The sequence below is a fragment of the Pseudomonas sp. 102515 genome (assembly GCF_031085165.1).
Classification (GTDB): domain Bacteria; phylum Pseudomonadota; class Gammaproteobacteria; order Pseudomonadales; family Pseudomonadaceae; genus Chryseomonas.
This window is the reverse complement of the sequence record NZ_JAVHTY010000003.1, coordinates 60,494-82,864: the sequence shown is the minus strand read 5'-3', so window position 1 is coordinate 82,864 and position 22,371 is coordinate 60,494. Positions and strand designations below refer to the sequence as shown.

Genomic DNA, 22,371 nt, shown 5'->3' with positions numbered 1-22,371 from the left:
TAGGGTGAGCGCAACAAAAAGCCCTGCATGTCAGTGCTGGGCTTTTTGTTTTCCGAGCTGTCCTGACGTAGCTAAGAACAATCCCCGGCCACGCGCCGGCTGCTAGCCGTCAGTATTGCGCCCCATACCCCTCCGGCTCCACCGGAAAGCCGCCGTCGTTGGCGGCGATCAGCTTGTTCAGGCGTACCGGGATGGCCTTGGCCGCCGGCACCTTGCTGCCTTCGGCATGGTGCCAGAGCGGAATCAGTGCGTTGCATTCGGGGTAGTAGCCGCCACAGGCCCCTTCCGGGATGTTGTAGGGCGTGACTCGCAGCGGCCCTACCTCACGGCGCACGCCGTCGCCAGCGACCGTCGACACCTGCACCTTGTCGCCTTCGGCAAGGCCCAGGCGTTCGATGTCGTTGCGATTCATGAAGAGCACCGCACGGGTGCCCTTCACGCCGCGGAAACGATCGTGATAGCCGTAGATGGTGGTGTTGAACTGATCGTTGCTGCGCAGCGTCATCAGGGTCAGGACGTCACGCCCGCTCGCGGGCATGTCCGGATCTTCTTCCAGGCTGCGTGGCACGATGAGGTTGGCCTTGCCGGTTTCGGTCTTCCATTCGCGTTTGGCCGCCGGCAGCGGGCGATGGAAGCCACCCACCTCCCACATCCTGGCATTGAAGTCATGGAAGATCTCCGGGAAGGAGCGGGCGATCTCTTCGCGGATCAGGCCATAGTCAGCGACCCAGGCATCCCAGGTGACCTTGGGGTTGTCCGGCAGGGTAGCCTTGGCCAGCCCGGCGATGATGGCTGGCTCGGACAGCAACTCGCCCTCGGGCGGCTCGGCCGCGCCGCGCCAGCCGTGGATGCAGCCAGTGCTGTCCTCGGTGCTGTGGGCCTGCTCCACGCCGCGCTGACGATCGATCTCGGTACGGCCCAGGCAGGGCAGCAGATAGGCCTTGTCCGCCGGCACCAGATGATTGCGGTTGAGCTTGGTGGCGATCTGTACCGACAGGCGCAGGGTGCGCCAGGCGGGCTCCATCAGGCTGGTCTCCGGAATGGCGCGCAGGAAGTTGCCGCCCAGGCCGATGAAGGCCTTCACCGAGCCGTCGAGGATGCCTTCGCAGGCCTCTACGGTATTGCGGCCCTTGTCTTGCGGCGGGGTGAAGCCGAAGCGCTCGCCCAGCTGCTTCAGCGGCGCCAGTTCCGGTTTTTCGGTGATACCCACGGTGCGCTGGCCCTGGACATTGGAATGGCCCCGGACCGGACAGATACCGGCGCCAGGCTTGCCGAGGTTGCCGCGCAGCAGCAGCAGGTTGGCCAGCATCTGGATGGTTTCCACCCCGTAGCGATGCTGGGTCAGCCCCATGCCATAGACGCCGATGACCTTCTGGCAGCGGGCATAGACGGCGGCGGCGGCTTCCAGAGCGCTGCGGGTAAGGCCCGACTGGCGCTCCAGCTGCGCCCACTCCTGGCGTTGCAGCCATTCGCAGAAGTCGGCGAAGCCATGGCAGTGCTCGGCGATGAAGGCATGGTCGAGCACGGCGGGCTGACCTTGTTCGCGGGCCTGATCATCGGCGGTCAGCAACGCCTTGCACATGCCGGTGAGGGCCGCGAGGTCGCCACCCGGCTTGAGCTGATGGTACTGGGTGCTGATCTGGGTGGGGTGGTCGGTCAGCATTTCCACCGGCGATTGCGGATTGACGAAGGTTTCCAGACCACGTTCGCGCAGGGGGTTGAAGGTGATGATGGGCGCGCCACGTTTGCGGGCTTCCTGGAGGTCATGCAACATCCGCGGGCTGTTGCTGCCCGGATTCTGACCAAAGAACAGCAGGCAGTCGGTCTGATCGAAGTCGTTGAGGGTCACGGTGCCCACGGTCACGCCGATGCTCTTGGGCAGGGCCACCGAGGTGCTCTCGTGGCACATGTTGGAACTGTCCGGCAGATTGTTGGTGCCGTACAGGCGGGCATAGAGCTGATAGAGGTAAGAGGTCTCCAGCGCCGCGCGACCCGAGGCGTAGAAGATCACCGAGTCCGGATCCAATGCCTTGAGTTCGGCGCCGATGTCGGCGAAGGCTTCGGCCCAGCTCACCGGGCGATAGCGGTCGCTGGCGGCGTCGTAGCGCAGGGGGTGGGTCAGGCGTCCGACCTCTTCCAGATCGTAGTCGCGCCAACCGCGCAGTTCGGTGAGGGAATGGCCGGCAAAGAATTCCGGTCCGCACCTCTTGCTGGTGACCTCCCAGGCGGTGGCCTTGGCGCCGTTCTCGCAGAATTCCAGTGGGTGAGGCTTGCCGGGCTTGGCCCAGGCACAACTCACGCAGGCGAAGCCGCCATGCTTGTTCTGCCGGGCCAGCAGGGCACCGGATTTGAGCGGCACTCGTTCGCGCAGGACAATCTCGGTCACCGAGCGCGCCGAGCCCCAGCCACCGGAGGGCGCATCGTAGCGTTCAACCTTGGGTTTGCCGATCTTGCTCATGGTGCGCCTCATGTGACGGTCTGGCGATGTGCCTGTAGGTCATGGGACGACGCGTCTGGCGGGAAGGTTCTGGCGGTCAGCCCGACGGCGCGGCGAAGCCCAGTTGGCGCCAGCCTTCGTAGACCGCCACGGCCACGGTGTTGGACAGGTTGAGGCTGCGGCGATTGGGCAGCATGGGCAGGCGCAGGCGCTGTTCGGGCGGCAGGGACTCCAGCACCTCGGCCGGCAGGCCGCGACTTTCCGGGCCGAACAGCAGGGCGTCGCCCGGGGCATAGGCGATCTCGGTGAAGGGATGGCTGGCCTTGGTGGTGAAGGCCAGCAGTCGGGGCGGCTGCAAATCTGCTATACAGGCCGCGAGGCTGGCATGGGTCCGCACGCTGGACCACTCGTGGTAGTCCAAGCCGGCGCGGCGCAATTTCTTGTCGTCCAGCGCGAAGCCCAGCGGCTCGATCAGGTGCAGGCGGCAGCCGGTGATGGCGCATAGGCGAATGACGTTGCCGGTATTGGGCGGAATTTCCGGTTGGTAGAGGATGATGTCGAACATGAAGGGCAGGGCGCCTGGCAAAGCGCCTATGGTACTGCGCCGCCGTCGCGCCGTCGCGAGCGGGGTAGGGCGATGAGGGGCTGGCGCCGGCTGGTCGACTGGCTGCTGCGCGAACAGCGTGCCCGCCGGGACGAACTGGCGCGGGTGGAAGATCCCGACCTGCTCAAGGCCGAATGGCGGGGCCAGCGCCAGCGCCTGACCCTCTGGCTGGCCTCGGCGGCCCTGGGCGCCGGGTTGTTCGGCATGATCATCGGCCAGCTGGTGTACCAGCGCACCCACCCCGATCCCTGGTCGGCCGAGGCCCGCCGCCCGGTCATCCTGGGCGTGGACAGTCGCCAGGAAGCCGGCCGCTTCGAATTGCTGATCACCGCCGACCGCTCGCTGTTCTACGAACGCTATCGCCCCGAGGGCGCCCTCAGCCTGCGCCTGCCTCGGGCCCGCTGGGATGGTGGCGAACGCCAGGGGCGGGTGGCGCGGCCGGGCGGCAACTTTTCCTGGACCGTGCGCCAGGACGGACAGGACCTGAAGGTTTTGCTGGTAGGCGTCGGCGGCGCCTTGCAGGCCAGCGATCGGATCGTGGAAGAAGGCGAGGACTGGGTGCTGCACATCGAGGTCCCGCTGACACCCTGAAATGCCCCGTTATCAGGCAAAAGACTGCGGCGCTGCACCAGAGCTGAACGCTCTTTGCTGCTGGGTATCACGGGTGACGAACCTTCGCTGATCGACCTGGGTTATCTCGGAAACTCGCCAAAGGCGCGCTGCCGCTGGGTTTCCGGCTTTTCGCGGGCAAAAAAAGAGGCCATCACGTTCGGTGATGGCCTCAAGAAGAAAAGAGGGGATTCCCCAGCCTGCCTGTACCGAGGTCCCCAAAAGGGTAGTTACCTAGGATATTGCAGGAGGTGTGCCAAGTTTTGGGTTAGGTGGTGTTGAGGATTTTGTAGGCGGGGTTGAGCGTTAGCGAAGCCCAACGTTTTGGGGTTGGGCTTATCACGGCCTAAGCTGATCATCGCGGTTTGCTGAGGGTTTTATTTCGCCCGCCCGGGCGAGTCACTTTTGCCAATCGCGGCAAAAGTAACCAAAAACGCTGTCCCCACGTTTCGGCCCTCCGCTGCGCTCCGGGTCCCCTCGCTCCGGCGCCGCTCCAGGGGTACGGCACGAAGGGGCATCCTGCCCCTCGCGCCTTGCTCGGCGTCCTGCCTCGCACCCCCTTCCGCGACACCTGCACTCGGCCTCACTGACGGGGACGGGCGCAAGCCTGATGTCTGGTGCTTACACCCTTGTAGCGTGGAAAACCGCACAGCGTTCTTCACTGAGGGAGTAACGCTTCCTGCGTGGACAAGGCTGCGCCATTGTCCACCCCGCGGGCTCTTCAACCAACCCTTTCAGGCTGGCGAATCGCCCCGTTCAGGAGGGCGAACGCCAGTGTCGTGGAGTGGGTCGAGCCGCATGGATGCGGCGAGAGGTCCAGTGGGCCAGGGATGGCCCATCTGGACCGACCCTGGAACGGCGCTGGTGTGAGCGGACCTGGAGCGAAGCGGAAGGCCGGGGCAAGCGTTTTTGCTTACTTTTGCCGCGACTGGCAAAAGTGAGTCGCTCGGGAGAGCGAAACAAGGAGTTCCAGCAAAACTCGGTAACCGGCTAGGGCACCATTAGTCCAAAGCGTTGGGCTTCGCTATCGCTCAGCCCGACCTACCGCACCATGGAGAACTCTCAGTCCTCCCCCTCTTCATCCGGCCCATCGACCTTCATGCCCAATTCCTTGATCTTGCGGGTCAGGGTATTACGCCCCCAACCCAGCAGGACGGCGGCGTCGCGGCGGCGGCCGGCGGTGTGCTTGAGGGCGGTCTCGATCATGATGCGTTCGAAGGCCGGCACGGCGTTGTCCAGCAGGCTGGATTGACCACGGGTGAGCGCCTGGTCGGCCCATTGGCGTAGCGCCTGCTCCCAGTTGGCGGCGGGGGCGGCGTCCTGGGGCTGGTTGAGCAGCTCCGGCGGCAGGTCGTCGATCAGCACCTCGCGGCTAGAGGCCATCACCGTGATCCAGCGACAGGTGTTCTCCAGCTGGCGCACGTTGCCCTGCCAGGGCAGGCCCTTCATGTATTCCTCGGTCTCGCCACGTAGGGTCTTGGGCTCCACCGCCAGTTCCTGGGCAGCGCGGGCGAGGAAGTGGCGGGCGAGGGCGGGGATGTCCTCGCGGCGATCGGCCAGGCGCGGGATGTGGATGCGGATGACATTGAGGCGGTGGAAGAGGTCTTCGCGGAACTTGCCCTCCCGCACCAGGCCTTCGAGATTCTGGTGGGTGGCGGCGATGATGCGCACGTCCACCTTGACCGGGGTATGGCCGCCGACGCGATAGAACTCGCCATCGGCCAGTACCCGCAGCAGGCGGGTCTGGGTGTCGGCCGGCATGTCGCCGATCTCGTCGAGGAACAGGGTGCCGCCATCGGCCTGCTCGAAGCGGCCCCTGCGCTGGGCGGCGGCGCCGGTGAAGGCGCCTTTCTCATGGCCGAACAGCTCGGACTCCATCAGGTCCTTGGGGATGGCGGCCATGTTCAGGGCGATGAAGGGCGCCGCGGCGCGCGGACTGTGGCGGTGCAGGGCGTGGGCGACCAGCTCCTTGCCGGTACCGGACTCGCCATTGATCAGTACCGTGATGTTGGAGTGCGAGAGGCGGCCGATGGCGCGGAACACCTCCTGCATCGCCGGCGCCTCGCCGATGATCTCCGGGGTACGGGTCAGGTGCGCCGGCTCGGCGAAGCCCTGCTGCTCCTGGGCGTGCTGTCCGGCGCGCTTGACCAGGGCCACGGCTTCGTCGACGTCGAAGGGTTTGGGCAGGTATTCGAAGGCGCCGCCCTGGTAGGAGGCCACGGCGCTGTCCAGGTCGGAGTGGGCGGTCATGATGATGACCGGCAGGCGCGGGTGCATCTCGCGGATGCGCGACAGCAGGTCCAGGCCACTGGTCCCCGGCATGCGGATGTCCGATATCACCACGTCCGGCTGCTGGCGGCCGAGGCGGGTCATGACGCTGTCGGCACTGTCGAAGGCGACGGTGGTCATGCCCTCCTGTTGCAGGGCTTTTTCCAGGACCCAGCGGATGGAACGGTCGTCGTCGACGATCCAGACGGTCTCCTGACGGCTCATGCGTACTCCTCGTTATTCCAGCGGCAGGAAGATGCTGAAGGCGGTGTGGCCAGGATGGCTTTCACACTCGATCAGCCCCTGGTGCTGGGTGATGATGTTCTGGGTGATGGCGAGCCCGAGGCCGGTGCCGTCGGGGCGACCGCTGACCATGGGATAGAAGATGGTTTCCTGCAGGTCCTGGGGGATGCCCGGACCGTTGTCGGTGATCTCCACCTTGCACACCAGGCGATGGCGGTGGTGGCCGATGGTGAACTGGCGCAGGGTGCGGGTTCTCAGGGTCACCCGGCCCAGGCGCAGTTCGTTCTGCTGGGAGATGGCCTGCATGGCGTTGCGCACGATGTTGAGCACCGCCTGGATCATCTGCTCGCGGTCGATCATCAGATCGGGAATGCTCGGGTCGTAGTCACGCACCAGGTTGATCAGCCCCTGGCTTTCCGCTTCCACCAGGCTGCAGACCCGTTCGAGCACCTCGTGCACGTTGGTGACGGCCAGCTTGGGCAGCTTGTTGGAGCCGAGCATGCGGTCGACCAGATTCCGCAGGCGATCCGCTTCCTCGATGATGACGTTGGTGTAGTCCTTGAGCGCCTCTTCCGGCAACTCGCGCGCCAGCAGCTGGGCCGCGCCGCGGATGCCACCAAGGGGATTCTTGATCTCGTGGGCCAGGCCGCGCACCAGCAGCTTGGTGGTCTCCTGCTTGGAGATCTGCGCCTCTTCCTTGGTGATGCGCAGCAGTCGGTCGCGCGGATGGACTTCCAGCAGCAGCAGGGTGTTGTGGCGATCCAGGATCGGGGTTACCGCATAGTCCACCGTGAGGCTGTTGCCCGAGGTGGAGATCAGCAGCGCCTCGCGCTTGGTGAAGGGATGGGCATGATCCACCGCCTGACGCAGTGCCTGCAGGGCCTCGGGCGATTCGGTGAACAGCTCGCTGATGAACTGGCCATGGCTGCGCTGGCCACTGATGGCCAGCAGCATCTCGGCCGCCGGGTTCATGTACTCCAGACGCAACTCCGCATCGAGCAGGATGACCGCGGTGGTGAGGTTGTCGAGCAGGAGTCGGTGGATGACGTCGGTAGGCATGAGGGGCCACAGCGCTATAGGGACGATAGGAAAATGCAAGAAGCAAACCAAGACGCCCCGAGTTAGGGCAGATGGCTGTAACGTGCACTAACAGCCGCCGCGCGACGGGTGGAGCAGAACCGGATTTGTATCAAGATGGTGCACAATGAAAAAGCGCACCAAATAGGTGCGCTAGAGGAAGGGTAGCCAGGATTTCCTGGGTTCGGGCGGTTTCATGTCCATTGGGCATTCAGGTCGCTTGCCCCAGTCCTTGTCCGTGCAGGGATGGGCGCGGCGTTTCTGCTCCAGGGAAGGGCGGCGCAGATGGAAGGGTTGGGCGGGCGTCCGCTCCAGCACGTTGCCATCGGCGGCGAGGATCTCCGCCACCAGGCTGTGGGTGCCGCGATCCAGGTTGCCCAGGGGAAACACCGGGCTGCGCCCGGCACCGGCTTCCCTGTCGTCCAGCAGCAGCCGGTAGCTGTGCCCCGACTGCAACGCCGGCTCGCTGACCAGGCTGACGATGAGCTGGCCTTCCTGATCGATCACCGTGGCATCGGGCTCAGGCACCAGGATGCGCAGCATCTGGTAGCGGAAGGGCGCCGCCTTGGGCGTCCTGGCCACCGGGGCGGCGGGTGCCGGACTCAGCTTGCGGATCGGCTGGCCCTGCTGGTTGAGGTTGTTGGGCACCGTGATCGGCACCTGGGTGGCCTTGACGCCCTTGGGTGGCTGGTCGGTGTAGACGCGATTGCCTTCCTTGTCGACATAGCTGTAGACCGCCGCCTGGGCAGGCGGCAGCAGGCAGAGCAGCAGGATCAGGAGCGGACGCATCAGCGGGCCGGGCTGTTGACGCTGATGCGCTGCACGGTCACGGTCTTCTCGGCACTGGTCTGGATCACCTCACCGGTGCCGGACAGCACCTGGGCGGCGAAGCGGTGCTCGCCGCGCTCCAGGTTGGCCACGCCGAAGCGGGTGCTCTGGCCGGGGCTGCCATAGGGTGCGTCGTCCACCAGCAATTGCAGCGACTGCCCCGGGCCCAGGGCCGGTTCCACGGCTACCCCCACCGAGAAGGTGCCGTTGTTGGCGCGGATGGCCTCATCGTCGGGCACATTGAGCTCCAGGCGGCTGAAGGCCGGACCGGCCGGGGTCGCCGCCGCCGGAGCGCTGGGGATGGGCGGCGCCGGCCGTGGATTGTCCACGGTGTTGGTGGGCGCCACCTGCACCGCCTTGGCATTGGCCGAGGGCTGGTCGCTGAATACCGTGTTGCCTTCGGCATCCACCGACTGGTAGATCGCGGCCTGGGCGGAGCAGGTGAGGCAGAGCAGACAGCAGGCAAGCAGGCGAGGCATGGCGGAATCTCGGCCGGGCGATGAAGATCAAGGGTAGCAGGCGCGTCGTGTGGGCAGGTAGGCAGCTCGGCCGCTCCGTGCCGGCGTCGGTCGCGGCGGTTTTCCCTGGGCAAAAGAAAAGGCCTCCCGAAGGAGGCCTCTTGGCGTTACCGCAGAGGGATCAGACGCTGTAGTACAGGTCGTATTCCAGCGGGTGCACGAAGGTACGCACCTTGATCTCTTCCTCGGACTTCAGCTCGATGTAGGCATCGATGAACTCGTCGGTGAAGACGCCGCCCTTGGTCAGGAACGCACGACCGGCGTCCAGGGCTTCCAGGGCTTCCTTCAGGCTGCCGCAGACCTGCGGGATCTTCTTGCCTTCTTCCGGCGGCAGATCGTACAGGTTCTTGTCGGCGGCATCGCCGGGGTGGATCTTGTTCTGGATCCCGTCCAGGCCGGCCATCAGCAGGGCGGCGAAGCACAGGTAGGGGTTGGCAGCCGGATCCGGGAAGCGGGCTTCGATGCGGCGGGCTTTCGGGCTCGACACATAGGGGATACGGATGGAGGCGGAGCGGTTACGGGCCGAGTAGGCCAGCATGACCGGGGCTTCGAAGCCGGGCACCAGACGCTTGTAGCTGTTGGTGGACGGGTTGGTGAAGCCGTTCAGCGCCTTGCCGTGCTTGATGATGCCGCCGATGAAGTACAGGGCGGTATCGGACAGGCCGGCATAGCCTTCGCCGGCGAAGGTGTTCTTGCCATCCTTGGAGATGGACATGTGCACGTGCATGCCGGAGCCGTTGTCGCCGTACAGGGGCTTGGGCATGAAGGTGGCGGTCTTGCCGTAGGCATCGGCCACGTTGTGCACGACGTACTTCAGGGTCTGGGTCTCGTCGGCCTTCTTGACCAGGGTGTTGAACTGCACACCGATCTCGTTCTGGCCAGCGGTCGCCACTTCGTGGTGGTGGACTTCCACGACCAGGCCCATCTCTTCCAGGGCGTTGCACATGGCGGTACGGATTTCGTGGTCGTGATCGACCGGCGGTACCGGGAAGTAGCCGCCCTTGACGCCCGGACGGTGGCCCTTGTTGCCGGACTCGAAGTCGGCATCGGTGTTCCAGGACGCCTGCTCGGAGAAGATCTTGAACATGGAGCCGGAAATGTCCGACTTGAACTTCACTTCGTCGAAGATGAAGAACTCTGGCTCCGGGCCGACGAACACGGTGTCGCCGATGCCGGTGGACTTCAGGTATTCCTCGGCAGCACGGGCGATACCGCGGGGGTCGCGCTCGTAGGGCTGCATGGTGGAGGGTTCGATGATGTCGCAGACCAGGATCAGGGTCGGCTCTTCGGTGAACGGATCCAGAACGGCGGTGCTGTCGTCGGGCAGCAGGATCATGTCGGAGGCTTCGATGCCTTTCCAGCCGGCGATGGAGGAGCCGTCGAACATCTTGCCGTGGGCGAAGAAGTCTTCGTCCAGCGCGTCACGCGCCGGCATGGTGACGTGTTGCTGCTTGCCTTTGGTGTCGGTGAAGCGCAGGTCTACCCACTTCACGTCGTTTTCTTTGATCAGTTGAACAGCCTTCGACATGGTTTCCTCCAGAGGAATTTCGGCCGGGAGCGGTTGGCGGTACTCCCGGTATCAGCTGTGCCCTTGAGGGGCGCTCCCGTACTGCCTGGTCAGCGACCGGCGTTCCACGAAAAGCGCCCTATGCTGGCCCAGGGGCGGCTGCCTCACAAGAGAGCAAGTTGTATGCCAGTGCCCTCAAATGGGCTGGAAGCCCTTCCTGACGCCAGCCATGCCGTTTTCAAGCCAATCAGCGACGCATCTACGCACCAAATTGGTGCTCATAAAATCATTCCTGCACTCAAATGGCGCCGCAGGTGATTTTGTCGGCTGGATTCGAGTGCGTGATGGTTTTCAGGTATGATATTCGCCCTTTTCTTTCGCGTTACCCGCCCCCGTCTCCCGCTCATGAAGCTCATCGTCAAGGTCTTTCCGGAAATCACCATCAAGAGTCGCCCGGTGCGCAAGAATTTCATTCGCCAGCTGGTGAAGAACATTCGTGTCGTGCTGCGCGATCTGGATCCGGATGTCCGCGTGGAAGGGGTCTGGGACAACATCACCCTGGAGACCGCGCTCGACGAGCCGCGGCTGCTGGCGGAAATGAAGCAGCGCCTGGCCTGCACCCCTGGCATCGGCCAGTTCCTCGAGGTGCACGAGTATCCGCTGGGCGACTTCGAGACCATCCTTGAACTCTGCGTGCGCCATTTCGGCGAGCGGGTACGCGGCAAGGTGTTCTCGGTGCGCTGCAAGCGTGCCGGTCGCCACGGCTTCTCCTCGATGGATGTGGAGCGCCATGTCGGCGGTGGCCTGCGCGAGCGCTGCGGCGGCGCCGGCATCGCCCTGAAGAATCCCGAGGTGACCGTTCGCCTGGAGATCCGCGACCAGCGGCTGTTCATCATCGACGAGCACCACGAAGGGCTGGGCGGCTATCCGCTGGGCGCCCTGGAGCAGGTGCTGGTGCTGATGTCCGGTGGCTTCGACTCCACCGTGGCCGCCTACCAGATGATGAGACGCGGGATGGTCAGCCATTTCTGCTTCTTCAACCTCGGCGGGCGCGCCCACGAGCTGGGCGTGATGGAAGTGGCCCACTATCTTTGGGAGAAGTACGGGCGCTCCCAGCGCGTGCTGTTCATCAGCGTGCCCTTCGAAGAAGTGGTGGGGCAGATCCTCACCCAGTGCGACGACAGCCACATGGGCGTGATCCTCAAGCGCATGATGCTGCGCGCGGCCAGTCGTATCGCCGAGCAGCTGCAGATCGAGGCGCTGGTGACCGGCGAAGCCGTCTCCCAGGTCTCCAGCCAGACCCTGACCAACCTGGCGGTGATCGACAAGGCCACCGATACCCTGGTGCTGCGCCCGCTGCTGGCCAGCCACAAGCAGGACATCATCGACACTGCCCAGCGCATCGGCACCGCCGACTTCGCCAAGCACATGCCCGAGTACTGCGGCATCATCTCGGTGAATCCCACCACCAAGGCCAAGGCCCTGCGGGTGGAGCACGAGGAAGGCAAGTTCGACCTGGCGGTGCTCGACGCCGCCCTGGAACGCGCGCGTTTCATCACCGTCGACAAGGTGATTGAGGAGCTGGGCAAGGACGTGCAGGTGGAAGAGGTGGACCAGCCGCTGCCCGGGCAGATCGTGGTGGACATTCGCCATCCCGACGCCCAGGAAGACCTGCCGCTGGAGCTACCCGGCATCGAGGTGCAGACCATGCCGTTCTTCGCGCTGAACAGCCGTTTCAAGGAACTGGACGAGAATCGCCAGTACCTCCTTTATTGCGACCGCGGGGTGATGAGCCGGCTGCACGCCCATCACCTGCTCACCGAAGGGCACGCCAATGTGCGCGTTTATCGTCCGGCCTAAGCAGCCGGGCCTGCTGGGTGGCAGTATCCGCCACCGCCCTCCCGACCCCTTCTAGCCCACCGGCCACGTACCGGTCGGCCGCGTTTCGCGCCTTTGCAATCTCCGGCTGTCAGCCTGCTGGCTGAAGCTCCTTCATTTCTATACCGAGAACACCACTGTGATCGAGAATCTACGCAACATCGCCATCATCGCGCACGTCGACCATGGCAAAACCACCCTCGTCGACAAGCTGCTGCGCCTGTCCGGCACCCTGGACCGCAAAGAAGCGGAAAACGAGCGGGTGATGGACAGCAACGACCAGGAAAAGGAACGTGGCATCACCATCCTGGCCAAGAACACCGCGCTGAAGTGGAAGGACTACAACATCAACATCGTCGACACCCCCGGCCACGCCGACTTCGGTGGCGAGGTGGAGCGCGTGATGTCCATGGTCGACTCCGTGCTGCTGGTGGTCGACGCCCAGGACGGCCCCATGCCGCAGACCCGCTTCGTGACCCAGAAGGCCTTCAAGGCCGGCCTGCGTCCGATCGTGGTGGTCAACAAGATCGACCGTCCCGGCGCGCGCCCGGACTGGGTCATCGACCAGATCTTCGACCTGTTCGACAACCTCGGCGCCACCGATGAGCAGCTGGACTTCCCGATCGTCTACGCCAGTGCCCTGAACGGCATCGCAGGGCTCGACCACGAGAAGATGGACGACAACATGGATGCCCTGTTCCAGGCCATCGTCGACCACGTCCCGGCCCCCCAGGTCGACCTGGACGGTCCCTTCCAGATGCAGATCTCCCAGCTGGACTACAACAGCTTCCTCGGCGTGATCGGCATCGGTCGTATCGCCCGTGGCCGCATCAAGGCCAATACCCCGGTGGTGGCCATCAGCGACGACGGCAGCAAGCGCAACGGTCGTATCCTCAAGATCATGGGCCACTCCGGCCTGCAGCGCGTGGAAGTGGCCGAAGCCGAAGCCGGCGACATCGTCTGCGTCTCGGGCATGGACGAGCTGTTCATCTCCGACACCCTGTGCGATCCGCAGAACGTCGAAGCCCGTCCGCCGCTGACCGTCGACCAGCCGACCGTGAGCATGACCTTCCAGGTCAACGACTCGCCGTTCGCCGGTCGTGAAGGCAAGTTCGTCACCAGCCGCAACATCAAGGACCGTCTGGAGAAGGAACTGCTGCACAACGTGGCCCTGCGCGTCGAGCCGGGCGAGTCCGCCGAGAAGTTCAAGGTCTCCGGTCGTGGCGAGCTGCACCTGTCGGTACTGATCGAGAACATGCGCCGCGAAGGCTTCGAGATGGCCGTGGGCCGTCCGGAAGTGGTGATCATCGAGAAGGACGGCGAGAAGCAGGAGCCCTACGAGAACGTCACCATCGACATCGAAGAGCAGCACCAGGGCTCGGTGATGGAGCAGATGGGTCTGCGCAAGGGCGATCTGACCAACATGATCCCCGACGGCAAGGGTCGTATCCGCCTGGAATACACCATCCCGGCGCGTGGCCTGATCGGCTTCCGTAACAACTTCCTGACCCTGACCTCGGGCAGCGGCATCCTGACCTCGACCTTCAGCCACTACGGCCCGATCAAGGCCGGTGAAGTGAGCAACCGTCAGAACGGCGTGCTGGTCTCCATGGCCACCGGTACCGCGCTGACCTACTCGCTGGAAACCCTGCAGAGCCGTGGCAAGCTGTTCCTGGCTCCGGGCGACGAGATCTACGAAGGCCAGCTGTGCGGCATCAACAGCCGTGACAACGACCTGGTGCTCAACCCCACCAAGGGCAAGAAGCTGGACAACATGCGCGCTTCGGGCAAGGACGAAGTCATCGCCCTGGTGCCGCCGATCAAGTTCACCCTCGAGCAGGCGCTGGAATTCATCGCCGACGACGAGCTGGTGGAAGTGACGCCCAAGTCCATCCGTCTGCGCAAGAAATTCCTGAACGAGAACGACCGCAAGCGCTTCGAGCGTTCCAAGGTCTGATCCCGCTCGGGTCATGCAGGAAAGCGCCTTCGGGCGCTTTTTTGTTGCCTGTTTTTCGGCGGATGCCGCGCGCGGAACCAACGGCTCTGCTAGCTTTGCCCTACGGCCGCGCCACTCGGGACGGCCCCTTTTGCAGGATGCTGCCATGCTCAAGACTACCCTCGTCGCCGCCCTGACCCTGACCGGTCTCTGCGCTTTCGCCATGGCCCAGGCCGCCGGTTGCGGCACGCCGCGCAATGCCTTCGATACCGTCTACTGCGCCAGCAACCTGTTCGCCCAGAGCGACAAGTCGCTGAACCAGACCTATGGCGAACTGCGCAAGCAGCTGCCGGCCGATCAGCAGGCCGTGCTCAAGCAGAGCCAGCTGGCCTGGATCAAGCAGCGCGACAGCCAGTGCGCCCGCGAGGAAGCCGATGGCTACTTCGTCAACCTGGACTGCGCCGTCAGCCTGACCGACAGCCGCCTGGAGACCCTCAAGGAGCGCCTGCGCGAATGCGCCAGCACCGGTTGCGAGGCGGGCAAGCTGGGGCAGTGAGGTAAGTCGCGGTAGTGGGATCCGGCGGCTCGCTCGCCTCAACCCTCTCCCATGGGGAGAGAGGGAAAGCGGCCCCGGGTAGGTTGGGCTGAGCGCAGCGAAGCCCAACACCCCCCAATCATCCAGAGGTGTTCCGGCCCTTGGCAGGGCTCGAGGTGCGAGCGCAACCGCAGCGGCTTCCCGTTGCGCCATTGCCCGAGCAGCCCCTCTGGCTCCCGCCTTCCAGCTCTGCCACGAACGTCTCGTACTTTTTTGTCCACCTCCGGATACAGGGACACAAAAACCGTCTAGCGTGAGGCGACACGCCCTGACGCGTGCTCCGATAACAACAATCAAGGATGCAGGCATGACATCTTTCCTCAGGCAACGCCTGCCGCTGGCCATCGCCCTGGCCACGGCGCTCGCGGCAACCGCCCAGGCGGCTCCCAATCCCTACGGTGGCTTCACCGTGTTCGGCGACAGCCTGCTCGATGCCGGGCAATTTCCCGACACCCGGGTCACGGGTGCCGGTCTCAGATTCACCAACCGCGTCGGCCCTGGCTACAGCCCGGCCAGCGGCGCGGTGACCGGACCGGTGTCCTCGATCCTGCTCGGCCAGCGACTGGGCTTCGATGTCCGTACCCTGGACGCCTCGACCTCGGTGATCAATCGGCTGCTGGGGCTGAGCGATGGCGACAACTGGGCCACGGGCGGCTACACCACGGCGCAGATCCGCGATGCCATCACCGCCCGCAACGGCTCGGTGGTGGCGGTGGCTGGCCTGACCTTGCGCAGCCGTGACGGCTATCTGCCCGGGCTCGCCAGTCAGGGACTGAGCCTGGATCCCAGCACCCTGTTCTACATCAGCGGCGGGGGCAACGACTTCCTCCAGGGGCTGGTCACCTCGCCGGCCAGCGCGGCGGCCGCGGCCAATCGCCTGGGCGACGGTGTCGCTGCACTGCAGCAGGCCGGTGCGCGCTATATGGTGGTCTGGCTGCTGCCCGACATCGGCCAGACCCCGGCCCTGGCCGGTTCGCCGCAACAGGCGGCCAGCTCGGCCCTGAGCCGGGTCTACAACCAGGCGTTGGTCGCGCGTCTGGCCGGCATCGACGCCGAGATCATCGGCCTCAACGTGCCCCAGCTGCTGGCCGAGGTGGTGGCCGAACCGGACCGCTATGGCCTGGCCAGCGGGCAGAATCTCACCGGGACCTGCTTCAGCGGTGACAGCTGCACCCGCAACACCACCTATGGCCTGGGTGCGGCGGCGGCCGATCCCAGCCAGCTGCTGTTCAACGATCGTGTCCACCCGACCATCACCGGTCAGCGGCTGATCGCCGACTACGCCTATTCGCTGCTGGCGGCGCCCTGGGAGGTCACCCTGTTGCCGGAGATGGCCCAGTCCACCCTCAGGGCGCACCAGGATGGCCTGCACCAGCGCTGGCTGGGCGACTGGCATGCCTGGCAGCCGGTGGGGCGCTGGCAGGGCTATGTGGATACCAGCGCGCGGCGCCTGGACGTCGACGACCAGCGCAGCACCGCCGGCGGCGATGGCAACGGCTACAGCCTGGACCTGGGTGGCAGCTATCGACTTAGCGAGGTGTGGCGCCTCGGCGTGGCCGCCGGCGTCGCGCGCCAGCACCTGGAGCCTGGCGCGGCCGATTCCGACTATCGCCTCAACAGCTATCTGCTCAGCGCCTTCGCCCAGTACCAGGGCGAGCGCCTCTGGGGCGATCTCACCGCCACCGGTGGGCGGCTGGACTACGACGATCTGAGCCGGCACTTCGCCCTCGGCCCGACCACCCGCAGCGAACAGGGCGATACCGACGGCGACCTGCGCGCCCTGTCGGCGCGGCTGGGGTACGACCTGGCGGCGGCCGGCAGTCCCTGGCACCTGAGCCCCTATCTCAGCGCCGACTATGCCCGCGTCCAGGTGGACGGCTACCGGGAGCGCGGCAACGACGCCACGGCGCTGGAATTCGACGACCAGTCGAGTACCTCGCGGCGGCTGGGGCTGGGCCTGCAGGGGCGTTGGCAACTCGCACCGGCCACGGCGCTGTTCGCCGACCTGGGCCGCGAACGGGAATTCGCCGACGGCACCCGTGACGTGACCATGCGCCTGAACAGCGTACCGGGTCTGGACTACACCCTGGACGGCTACCAGCCCGACAGCGACCGCACCCGGCTGAGTCTGGGCGTGGTCCAGCGGTTGACGCCGGAACTGACCCTGCGCGGCGGCTACAGCTATGCCGGTGCGGGCGATACCCATCAGCAGGGTGTAGGCCTGGGCCTGTCGCTGGACTTCTAAGCGCAGCGATCCGAGCGATGCCCACCGAAGGGCTGTCAGTGGGCATCGCCGCTAGACCCGGCTGGAATCGCCCAGGCGCTGGCGCTGCCAGTCGCGCAATTCATCCAGGCGCCGTGGTGGGCAGACCAGGAAGCCCTGCAGGAGATCGCAACCGGCCTGTTGCAGGCAGAACTGCTTGAGTTCGGTGTCCACGCCCTCGGCGATCACCTGGGCGTTTCGGGCATGGCAGAAGGCGATGAGCGCATCCAGGCTGGCTTGGTTGCCGGGCTGGCTGAGGCGCTCGACGATGAGCCGGTCGAACTTGATGGTGTCGGCGGGATAGTCGGTGACCTGCTGGATGGAGGTGTAGCCGACGCCGAAGTCATCGATGGCCACGCGAAAGCCCTCGGCGCGCAGCTCGTGCAGCAGCCCTAGGGTCCGCTCGTTCAGCTCGGCGGCGAAGGTCTCGGTGAACTCCAGTTCCAGGTGCCCCGGATCGACGCCGTGGTGGCGTACCCGCTCGCGCAGATAGGGGACGATGTCGGCCTGGTCCAGTTGCGCGGACGACAGGTTGACGGACAGCACCAGCTCGCCGCCCAACACCTCCTGCAGCGCCGGATATTCGCGGCAGGCCTGGTCCACCACCCAGCGATCGATCCAGCGGAAGTGCCCCTGGCGTTCGGCGATGGGGATGAATTCCGCCGGTGATACCGGGCCGAGGCGCGGCGAATTCCAGCGCAGCAGGGTTTCGGCGGAGCGCACCTGGCCGTTGTTGTCGACCGCCGGCATGTAGACGAGGTGGAATTCCTCGTCCGGATCCATCCGCCGCAGGTGCTCGTCCAGCAAATCCTGGCGGCGCTGTCGCGCGGCCAGTTCCGGGGTGAAATGCACCAGGCGATTGCCGCCTTCGTTCTTGGCCCGCTCCAGGGCCAGGTCGGCCTGGGCCAGCAGATCGGCTAGATCCAGCGGCGCTTCGGGGGCCGCCAGGCCGATGCTCAGGGTCACGGCATAGCGGCGTTCGCCAACCAGGGTACCGTTGGCGTAGTTCTGCTGCAGCTGGTGACCCAGGGCGAGGGCATCGGTCGCCGCCGCCGGGCCGCGCAGCAGGATGGCGAATTCATCGCCTGCCAGGCGCGTGAATACCAGCTCGTTGTCCACCCGATGGGCTTCGAGCAGGTGCTGCGTCTGCCGGGCCACGGCCTGCAGCAGTTCATCGCCCACCTCGTGGCTGAATCTGTCGTTCACCGACTTGAAGTGGTCGAGGCCGAAATAGAGCAGGGCGATACGGCGACCGTCCGGCTTGCCCGCCAGCCAGGATTCGCCCATGAGCTGGAAATAGCGGCGGTTGCCGATCTGCGTGAGGACGTCGGTGCGCAAGGCCGTGCGCAATTGCGCCAGGATGGCCAGGTTGTTGTCGTGCAGGCGCTTCATGTTGGCGCCCAGATGGCCGATCTCGCCGGGTTCGTCGCCGGTTTCGAGCGCCTGGCGCTGGCCTTCCAGCACCTCCGTGAGCTGGCTGTCCAGGCGGGCGATGGGCCGGGTGATGTAGCGGCGGATCAGCACGATCAGCACCAGGATGCAGGCCAGGGTCACCAGCAGGCCGCCGCTGAAGTAGGCGATCGCCAGGCGGCGCAACTCCTTGTCCAGGCGCTCCGGGTCCGGAGTCAGGCGGACATAGAGATCAGGCGACAGTCGCTCGATGGCACTGAAATCGCTGGTGCGGGTGGGCGGTGTCCGGGTGAATTCCAGGGGCGCGCCATAGCTCTGCTCCAGGCTGAGGCGCAGGGCTTCCATCCGGTCCGCACTGACCGCCAGTTGCAGCGTCATCGCCAGGCCGCGCTGGCCCGGCAGGGGCGGTCCGGCGGTGCTCGGCAGCAGCGAGGTGGTCGCCACCAGCAGTGAGCGCCCCTGTTCGTCGAGCAGATAGTCGCGCCGCTCCAGCGGACCGTTCAGCTCCTTGGCCAGGCGTGCGAGCAACTGATGCTGAACGCCGCTCAGCTGGGCGAAGGGATCGCCGCTGCGCTCGTAGTAGTACGCCAGGCTGAGATCAGGGCGGGCGATCGCCAGGGAGATGTGGCTGGGCGCATCGTCGCCAGCAAGCTGGCGCACCGCCAGTTGCAGCTGGGTACCCAGGGCTTCGTTACGATAGGGCACCTCGGTCTGCCGCAGGAAGTTGCCCAGGGCGGCGCTGTTGGACAGGGCATAGAGCAGGTTGCGGCTGAAGTGATCGTATTCACGATAGGTGGTTTCCAGCGCCGCCAGGTCATGGTTGAGCCGTGAGCGTTCGAGGCCGATCACCGCCTCGCGCTGCACCGTGTAGCCCAGCCCCACCAGGGTCAGGCTGCAGAGCAGGGCGACCGGCAGGATCAGCAGCAGGGCGCGCCTATTGAGCGTCATGGCGACCTACCAGAGCGCTGCCGATGCGTTGCCGGGTTTGGAAGGTGTCGGGCGGGCCTTCACGAAAGACCTGGCTGCGGGCGAGCACGTCGTCGGGGGGGAACAGGCTGGGATCCTCGCGCAGGTCTGCCGGCAGCAGGCGCAGGGCGCCAGCATTGGGGGTCGCCAGGTGCAGTTCCTCGGTCGCCAGCACGGCATTGCGCGGCTCGTTGAGGAAATCGATGAAACGCCAGGCGGCCGCCTGGTGCCGGGAGCTGCTGAGCAGGGCCACGCAGTCCACCCACAGCAGGCTGCCTTCGCGGGGCGTGACGAAGCGCCAGGGCTGCCCGGGCGTCGCGGCATTGAGCAGGTGCTGGTCGCCACTGTAGCCCAGGGCCAGCTCGATGCGATCGCTGTAGGCCGGATTGCGCAGCGCGCTGACCACGTACTGATAGGTCAGCACCGCCGGGGCCTGGGCCCTGAGCAGGGCGAAGCTGCGCCGGAGCACCTCGGGATCGTCGCTGTTGATGGCCGCGCCCAGGGTGATCAGGGGGGCGACCAGCAGATCGTCATGGTCTTCGAGCATGGCGATATGACCGTGCAAGGCTGGCTCCGGCTGCAGCAGCGGCTGCCAGGACGAGGGCGCCTGGGCCAGGCGGTCGCTGCGATAGAGCAGGCCCAGGGTGCCCCAGACGTAGGGCACGGCATAGTCGCCGCAACTCTGGCGCCAGTGCGGGTCGAGCTCGCTCAGATGGGGCAGGCGCTGGGGGTCGATGCGTGTCAGCAGGCCGTCCTGGCCAAGGCGGGTGGCACTGACCTCGTTGATCACCACCAGGTCGAGATCGACATCGCCGCGCGCCAGGGTCGCGTCGCGCACGTCACTGCTGTCGAAATGGATTTCCTGCACGGAGGGGTGGGCCTTGGCCCAGCGCTGCAGCAGGGTGTCACTGAAGTAGCCTTCCCAGGTATAGAGTCGCAGGGACTCGGCAGCCGCCACGGGTGACACGGGCAGCCCGGTGAGCACCAGGCTGCAGACAAGGGGGAGGCAGTAGCGCATGCGGACGACTCGGCAAGGGCTGACTTAGATAGGAGGGGCGAAAGGCCCCGGCGTTCACCCCGGGAACGTCGGGGCTTCTGCCAGTCTAGGAGCCCTCTGGGTATTCGCCAGCCGCGGTGCCGTCTATTGCACGCGCCGAGGCTGAGTCCCTCAATTCTGCAGCGGTGCCACCCCGGCACGCTGATGGGCGCGGGTCCAGGGATTCTGCTCGTCGGCGAATTTCACCGCCAGACGTTCCAGCACCCGTTGCGTCGGGGCGTTGGTGCCATGCAGCAACAACAGGGGCAACAGCAGCAGGCTGGCGCCCAGGGCGGCCTGGCGCGGTTTGAGGTTGACCTCCTGGCCACGCAGCAGCCACAGCAGGCTGCCGCTGGCGGCGTAGCCGATGGGCAGGCCGGTCACCACTTCCGAGATCGAGTGATAGCCCAGCACCACCCGCGAGATGGCGATGAGCAGGGCGCACAGCGCGCCGAGGGCGGCTGCGGTCAGCTGCAGCGACGACCGCGCCCGGCTGGCCAGCAGCCAGCCGAGGACCGGCAGCACGCTGCCCACCAGCATGGAATGGCCGCTGAATCCGGTGAAGTCCAGGCGGGGAATGCCCAGGCCCCAGCCGAAGAAGGCGATCTTCGACAGGGCGACGCTGAGCCCGGCGGCACCGAACAGCAGCAACCAGAGCAGCGCCGCCCGCGCGGACAGACCAGCCAGCAGCCAGAGCGCGATCAGCACGGCGCAGGGAAGCATCACCGAAGAATCGCCGAAGTTGGTGATGAACAGCCACATGGATAAGCAGACTCCTGGGAAGACGAGGCATTCTGACCACCGGATGCCCAGAGGTTGCATCGCGCGTGCCAGGCTGTGGACTGGCGCAAGAAAGCGCTGGGATCCCGGTTGCAGACCCGGAAAAAAGCCCCGGCACCAGGGGTGGCGGGGCTGTTTGCCGGGAGGCGTGTTACAGGCCGGCGGCGGCGCGCAGGGCGGCGGCGCGGTCGGTGCGTTCCCAGGTGAAGGTGGTGAAGGTGTCATCGCCCACGGTGACTTCCTGCGGGTGGCGACCGAAGTGACCGTAGGCCGCGGTGGCCTGGTACATCGGGTGCAGCAGGTCGAGCATGGTAGTGATGGCGTAGGGGCGCAGGTCGAAATGCTCGCGCACCAGCTGCACGATCTTCTCGTCGCTGATCCTGGCGGTGCCGAAGGTGTTGATCGAGATGGAGGTGGGCTGGGCCACGCCGATGGCGTAGGACACCTGGATCTCGCAACAATCGGCCAGGCCGGCGGCGACGATGTTCTTGGCCACGTAGCGACCGGCGTAGGCGGCGCTGCGGTCGACCTTGGACGGGTCCTTGCCGGAGAAGGCGCCACCGCCGTGACGGGCCATGCCGCCGTAGCTGTCGACGATGATCTTGCGGCCGGTCAGGCCGCAGTCACCCACCGGGCCGCCGATGATGAACTGGCCGGTCGGGTTGATGTGGAACTGGGTGTCCTTGTGCAGCAGCTCGGCGGGGATGACGTGCTTGACGATCAGCTCCATCACGGCTTCGCGCAGGTCGGCGTACTTGACCTCGGGATTGTGCTGGGTGGACAGCACGATGGCGTCGATGCCGACCACCTTGCCGCCTTCGTAGCGGCAGGTCACCTGGGACTTGGCATCCGGGCGCAGCCAGGGCAGCAGGCCCGACTTGCGCGCCTCGGCCTGACGTTCCACCAGGCGATGGGAGAAGGTGATGGGCGCGGGCATCAGCACATCGGTCTCGTTGCAGGCATAGCCGAACATCAGGCCCTGGTCACCGGCGCCCTGGTCTTCCGGCTTGCTGCGATCGACGCCCTGGGCGATGTCCACCGACTGCTTGCCGATGATGTTGACGATGCCGCAGGTGGCGCCGTCGAAGCCGACGTCCGAGCTGTCGTAGCCGATGTCGACGATGACGTCGCGCACCAGTTGCTCCAGGTCGACCCAGGCGGAGGTGGTCACCTCACCGGCGACGATGGCCACACCGGTCTTGACCAGGGTCTCGCAGGCCACGCGGGCGTGCTTGTCCTGGGTGATGATGGCGTCGAGCACGGCATCGGAGATCTGGTCGGCGATCTTGTCCGGATGGCCTTCGGACACGGACTCGGAGGTGAACAGGGAATATTCGCTCATCGAATGGTTCCTAAATTACCAAGGGGTAGGGGCCCGCAGGCCGGTCGAGACAGCAGTTTCCTTGCTGGACATGA

General features: G+C 65.7%; 16 protein-coding genes. 5 read left to right on the top strand and 11 right to left on the bottom strand.

Annotated elements, in window-relative coordinates; genetic code table 11:
- Positions 1 to 109 precede the first annotated feature (109 nt).
- Both RCF34_RS11730 and RCF34_RS11725 read right to left on the bottom strand, forming a co-directional pair.
- The gene (locus RCF34_RS11730; RefSeq protein ID WP_308708328.1) at positions 110 to 2,458 is read right to left on the bottom strand and encodes an FdhF/YdeP family oxidoreductase; all 2,349 of its coding nucleotides are present in this window, start codon (positions 2,456 to 2,458) and stop codon (positions 110 to 112) included.
- A gap of 76 nt (positions 2,459 to 2,534) precedes the next feature.
- Positions 2,535 to 3,002: a tRNA (cytidine(34)-2'-O)-methyltransferase gene (locus RCF34_RS11725; RefSeq protein WP_308708327.1), complete on the bottom strand. Its 468-nt coding sequence runs from the start codon at positions 3,000 to 3,002 to the stop codon at positions 2,535 to 2,537.
- A 72-nt stretch (positions 3,003 to 3,074) separates the two neighbouring features.
- Between RCF34_RS11725 and RCF34_RS11720 the strand changes: the two genes are divergently transcribed.
- A complete protein-coding gene (locus RCF34_RS11720; RefSeq protein WP_308708326.1) occupies positions 3,075 to 3,632 on the top strand; it encodes a hypothetical protein in 558 nt (185 codons plus the stop codon).
- A gap of 1,080 nt (positions 3,633 to 4,712) precedes the next feature.
- Here the strand turns inward: RCF34_RS11720 and ntrC are convergent.
- From ntrC to glnA, 5 genes are all read right to left on the bottom strand, one after another.
- The gene (ntrC, locus tag RCF34_RS11715) at positions 4,713 to 6,143 is read right to left on the bottom strand and encodes a nitrogen regulation protein NR(I) (RefSeq protein ID WP_007161316.1); all 1,431 of its coding nucleotides are present in this window, start codon (positions 6,141 to 6,143) and stop codon (positions 4,713 to 4,715) included.
- A 12-nt stretch (positions 6,144 to 6,155) separates the two neighbouring features.
- The gene (glnL, locus tag RCF34_RS11710; RefSeq protein WP_308708325.1) at positions 6,156 to 7,220 is read right to left on the bottom strand and encodes a nitrogen regulation protein NR(II); all 1,065 of its coding nucleotides are present in this window, start codon (positions 7,218 to 7,220) and stop codon (positions 6,156 to 6,158) included.
- A gap of 171 nt (positions 7,221 to 7,391) precedes the next feature.
- On the bottom strand, positions 7,392 to 8,027 hold the full coding sequence (locus tag RCF34_RS11705) for a DUF4124 domain-containing protein (RefSeq protein ID WP_308708324.1): 636 nt from the start codon (positions 8,025 to 8,027) through the stop codon (positions 7,392 to 7,394).
- Positions 8,027 to 8,545 (bottom strand): DUF4124 domain-containing protein, encoded by a 519-nt coding sequence (locus RCF34_RS11700; RefSeq protein WP_308708323.1) that lies wholly within the window; start codon positions 8,543 to 8,545, stop codon positions 8,027 to 8,029. Before RCF34_RS11700 ends, RCF34_RS11705 begins: the two co-directional genes overlap by 1 nt.
- A 160-nt stretch (positions 8,546 to 8,705) precedes the next feature.
- Entirely contained in the window at positions 8,706 to 10,112 is a 1,407-nt protein-coding gene (gene glnA / locus RCF34_RS11695; RefSeq protein WP_017639449.1) for a glutamate--ammonia ligase, read from the bottom strand.
- Positions 10,113 to 10,496: 384 nt separating this feature from the next.
- On the opposite strand from glnA, the gene thiI reads away from it, so the two are divergent.
- The 4 genes from thiI to RCF34_RS11675 all read left to right on the top strand — a co-directional run bounded on the left by thiI (position 10,497) and on the right by RCF34_RS11675 (position 16,745).
- Complete coding sequence (gene thiI, locus RCF34_RS11690; protein WP_308708322.1) at positions 10,497 to 11,951, top strand: tRNA uracil 4-sulfurtransferase ThiI; 1,455 nt, start codon at positions 10,497 to 10,499, stop codon at positions 11,949 to 11,951.
- Between the two features lie 157 nt (positions 11,952 to 12,108).
- Positions 12,109 to 13,926, top strand: coding sequence for a translational GTPase TypA (gene typA, locus RCF34_RS11685; protein ID WP_197851132.1), 1,818 nt, complete (start codon positions 12,109 to 12,111; stop codon positions 13,924 to 13,926).
- Positions 13,927 to 14,071: 145 nt separating this feature from the next.
- The gene (locus RCF34_RS11680; protein WP_308708321.1) at positions 14,072 to 14,461 is read left to right on the top strand and encodes a lysozyme inhibitor LprI family protein; all 390 of its coding nucleotides are present in this window, start codon (positions 14,072 to 14,074) and stop codon (positions 14,459 to 14,461) included.
- Positions 14,462 to 14,807: 346 nt separating this feature from the next.
- Positions 14,808 to 16,745: an autotransporter domain-containing protein gene (locus RCF34_RS11675; RefSeq protein WP_308708320.1), complete on the top strand. Its 1,938-nt coding sequence runs from the start codon at positions 14,808 to 14,810 to the stop codon at positions 16,743 to 16,745.
- Between the two features lie 51 nt (positions 16,746 to 16,796).
- Here RCF34_RS11675 and RCF34_RS11670 read toward each other — a convergent pair whose 3' ends face one another.
- The 4 genes from RCF34_RS11670 to metK all read right to left on the bottom strand — a co-directional run bounded on the left by RCF34_RS11670 (position 16,797) and on the right by metK (position 22,297).
- Entirely contained in the window at positions 16,797 to 19,121 is a 2,325-nt protein-coding gene (locus RCF34_RS11670; protein WP_308708319.1) for an EAL domain-containing protein, read from the bottom strand.
- Positions 19,108 to 20,157 carry a spermidine/putrescine ABC transporter substrate-binding protein gene (locus RCF34_RS11665; RefSeq protein ID WP_308708318.1) on the bottom strand — a complete coding sequence of 350 codons (1,050 nt, stop codon included), beginning with the start codon at positions 20,155 to 20,157 and terminating at the stop codon, positions 19,108 to 19,110. The genes RCF34_RS11670 and RCF34_RS11665 overlap by 14 nt, the downstream gene beginning before the upstream one ends.
- A 150-nt stretch (positions 20,158 to 20,307) precedes the next feature.
- Positions 20,308 to 20,937: a phosphatase PAP2 family protein gene (locus RCF34_RS11660; protein ID WP_308708317.1), complete on the bottom strand. Its 630-nt coding sequence runs from the start codon at positions 20,935 to 20,937 to the stop codon at positions 20,308 to 20,310.
- A 169-nt stretch (positions 20,938 to 21,106) separates the two neighbouring features.
- Complete coding sequence (metK, locus tag RCF34_RS11655) at positions 21,107 to 22,297, bottom strand: methionine adenosyltransferase (RefSeq protein ID WP_308708316.1); 1,191 nt, start codon at positions 22,295 to 22,297, stop codon at positions 21,107 to 21,109.
- Between the last annotated feature and the right edge of the window lie 74 nt (positions 22,298 to 22,371).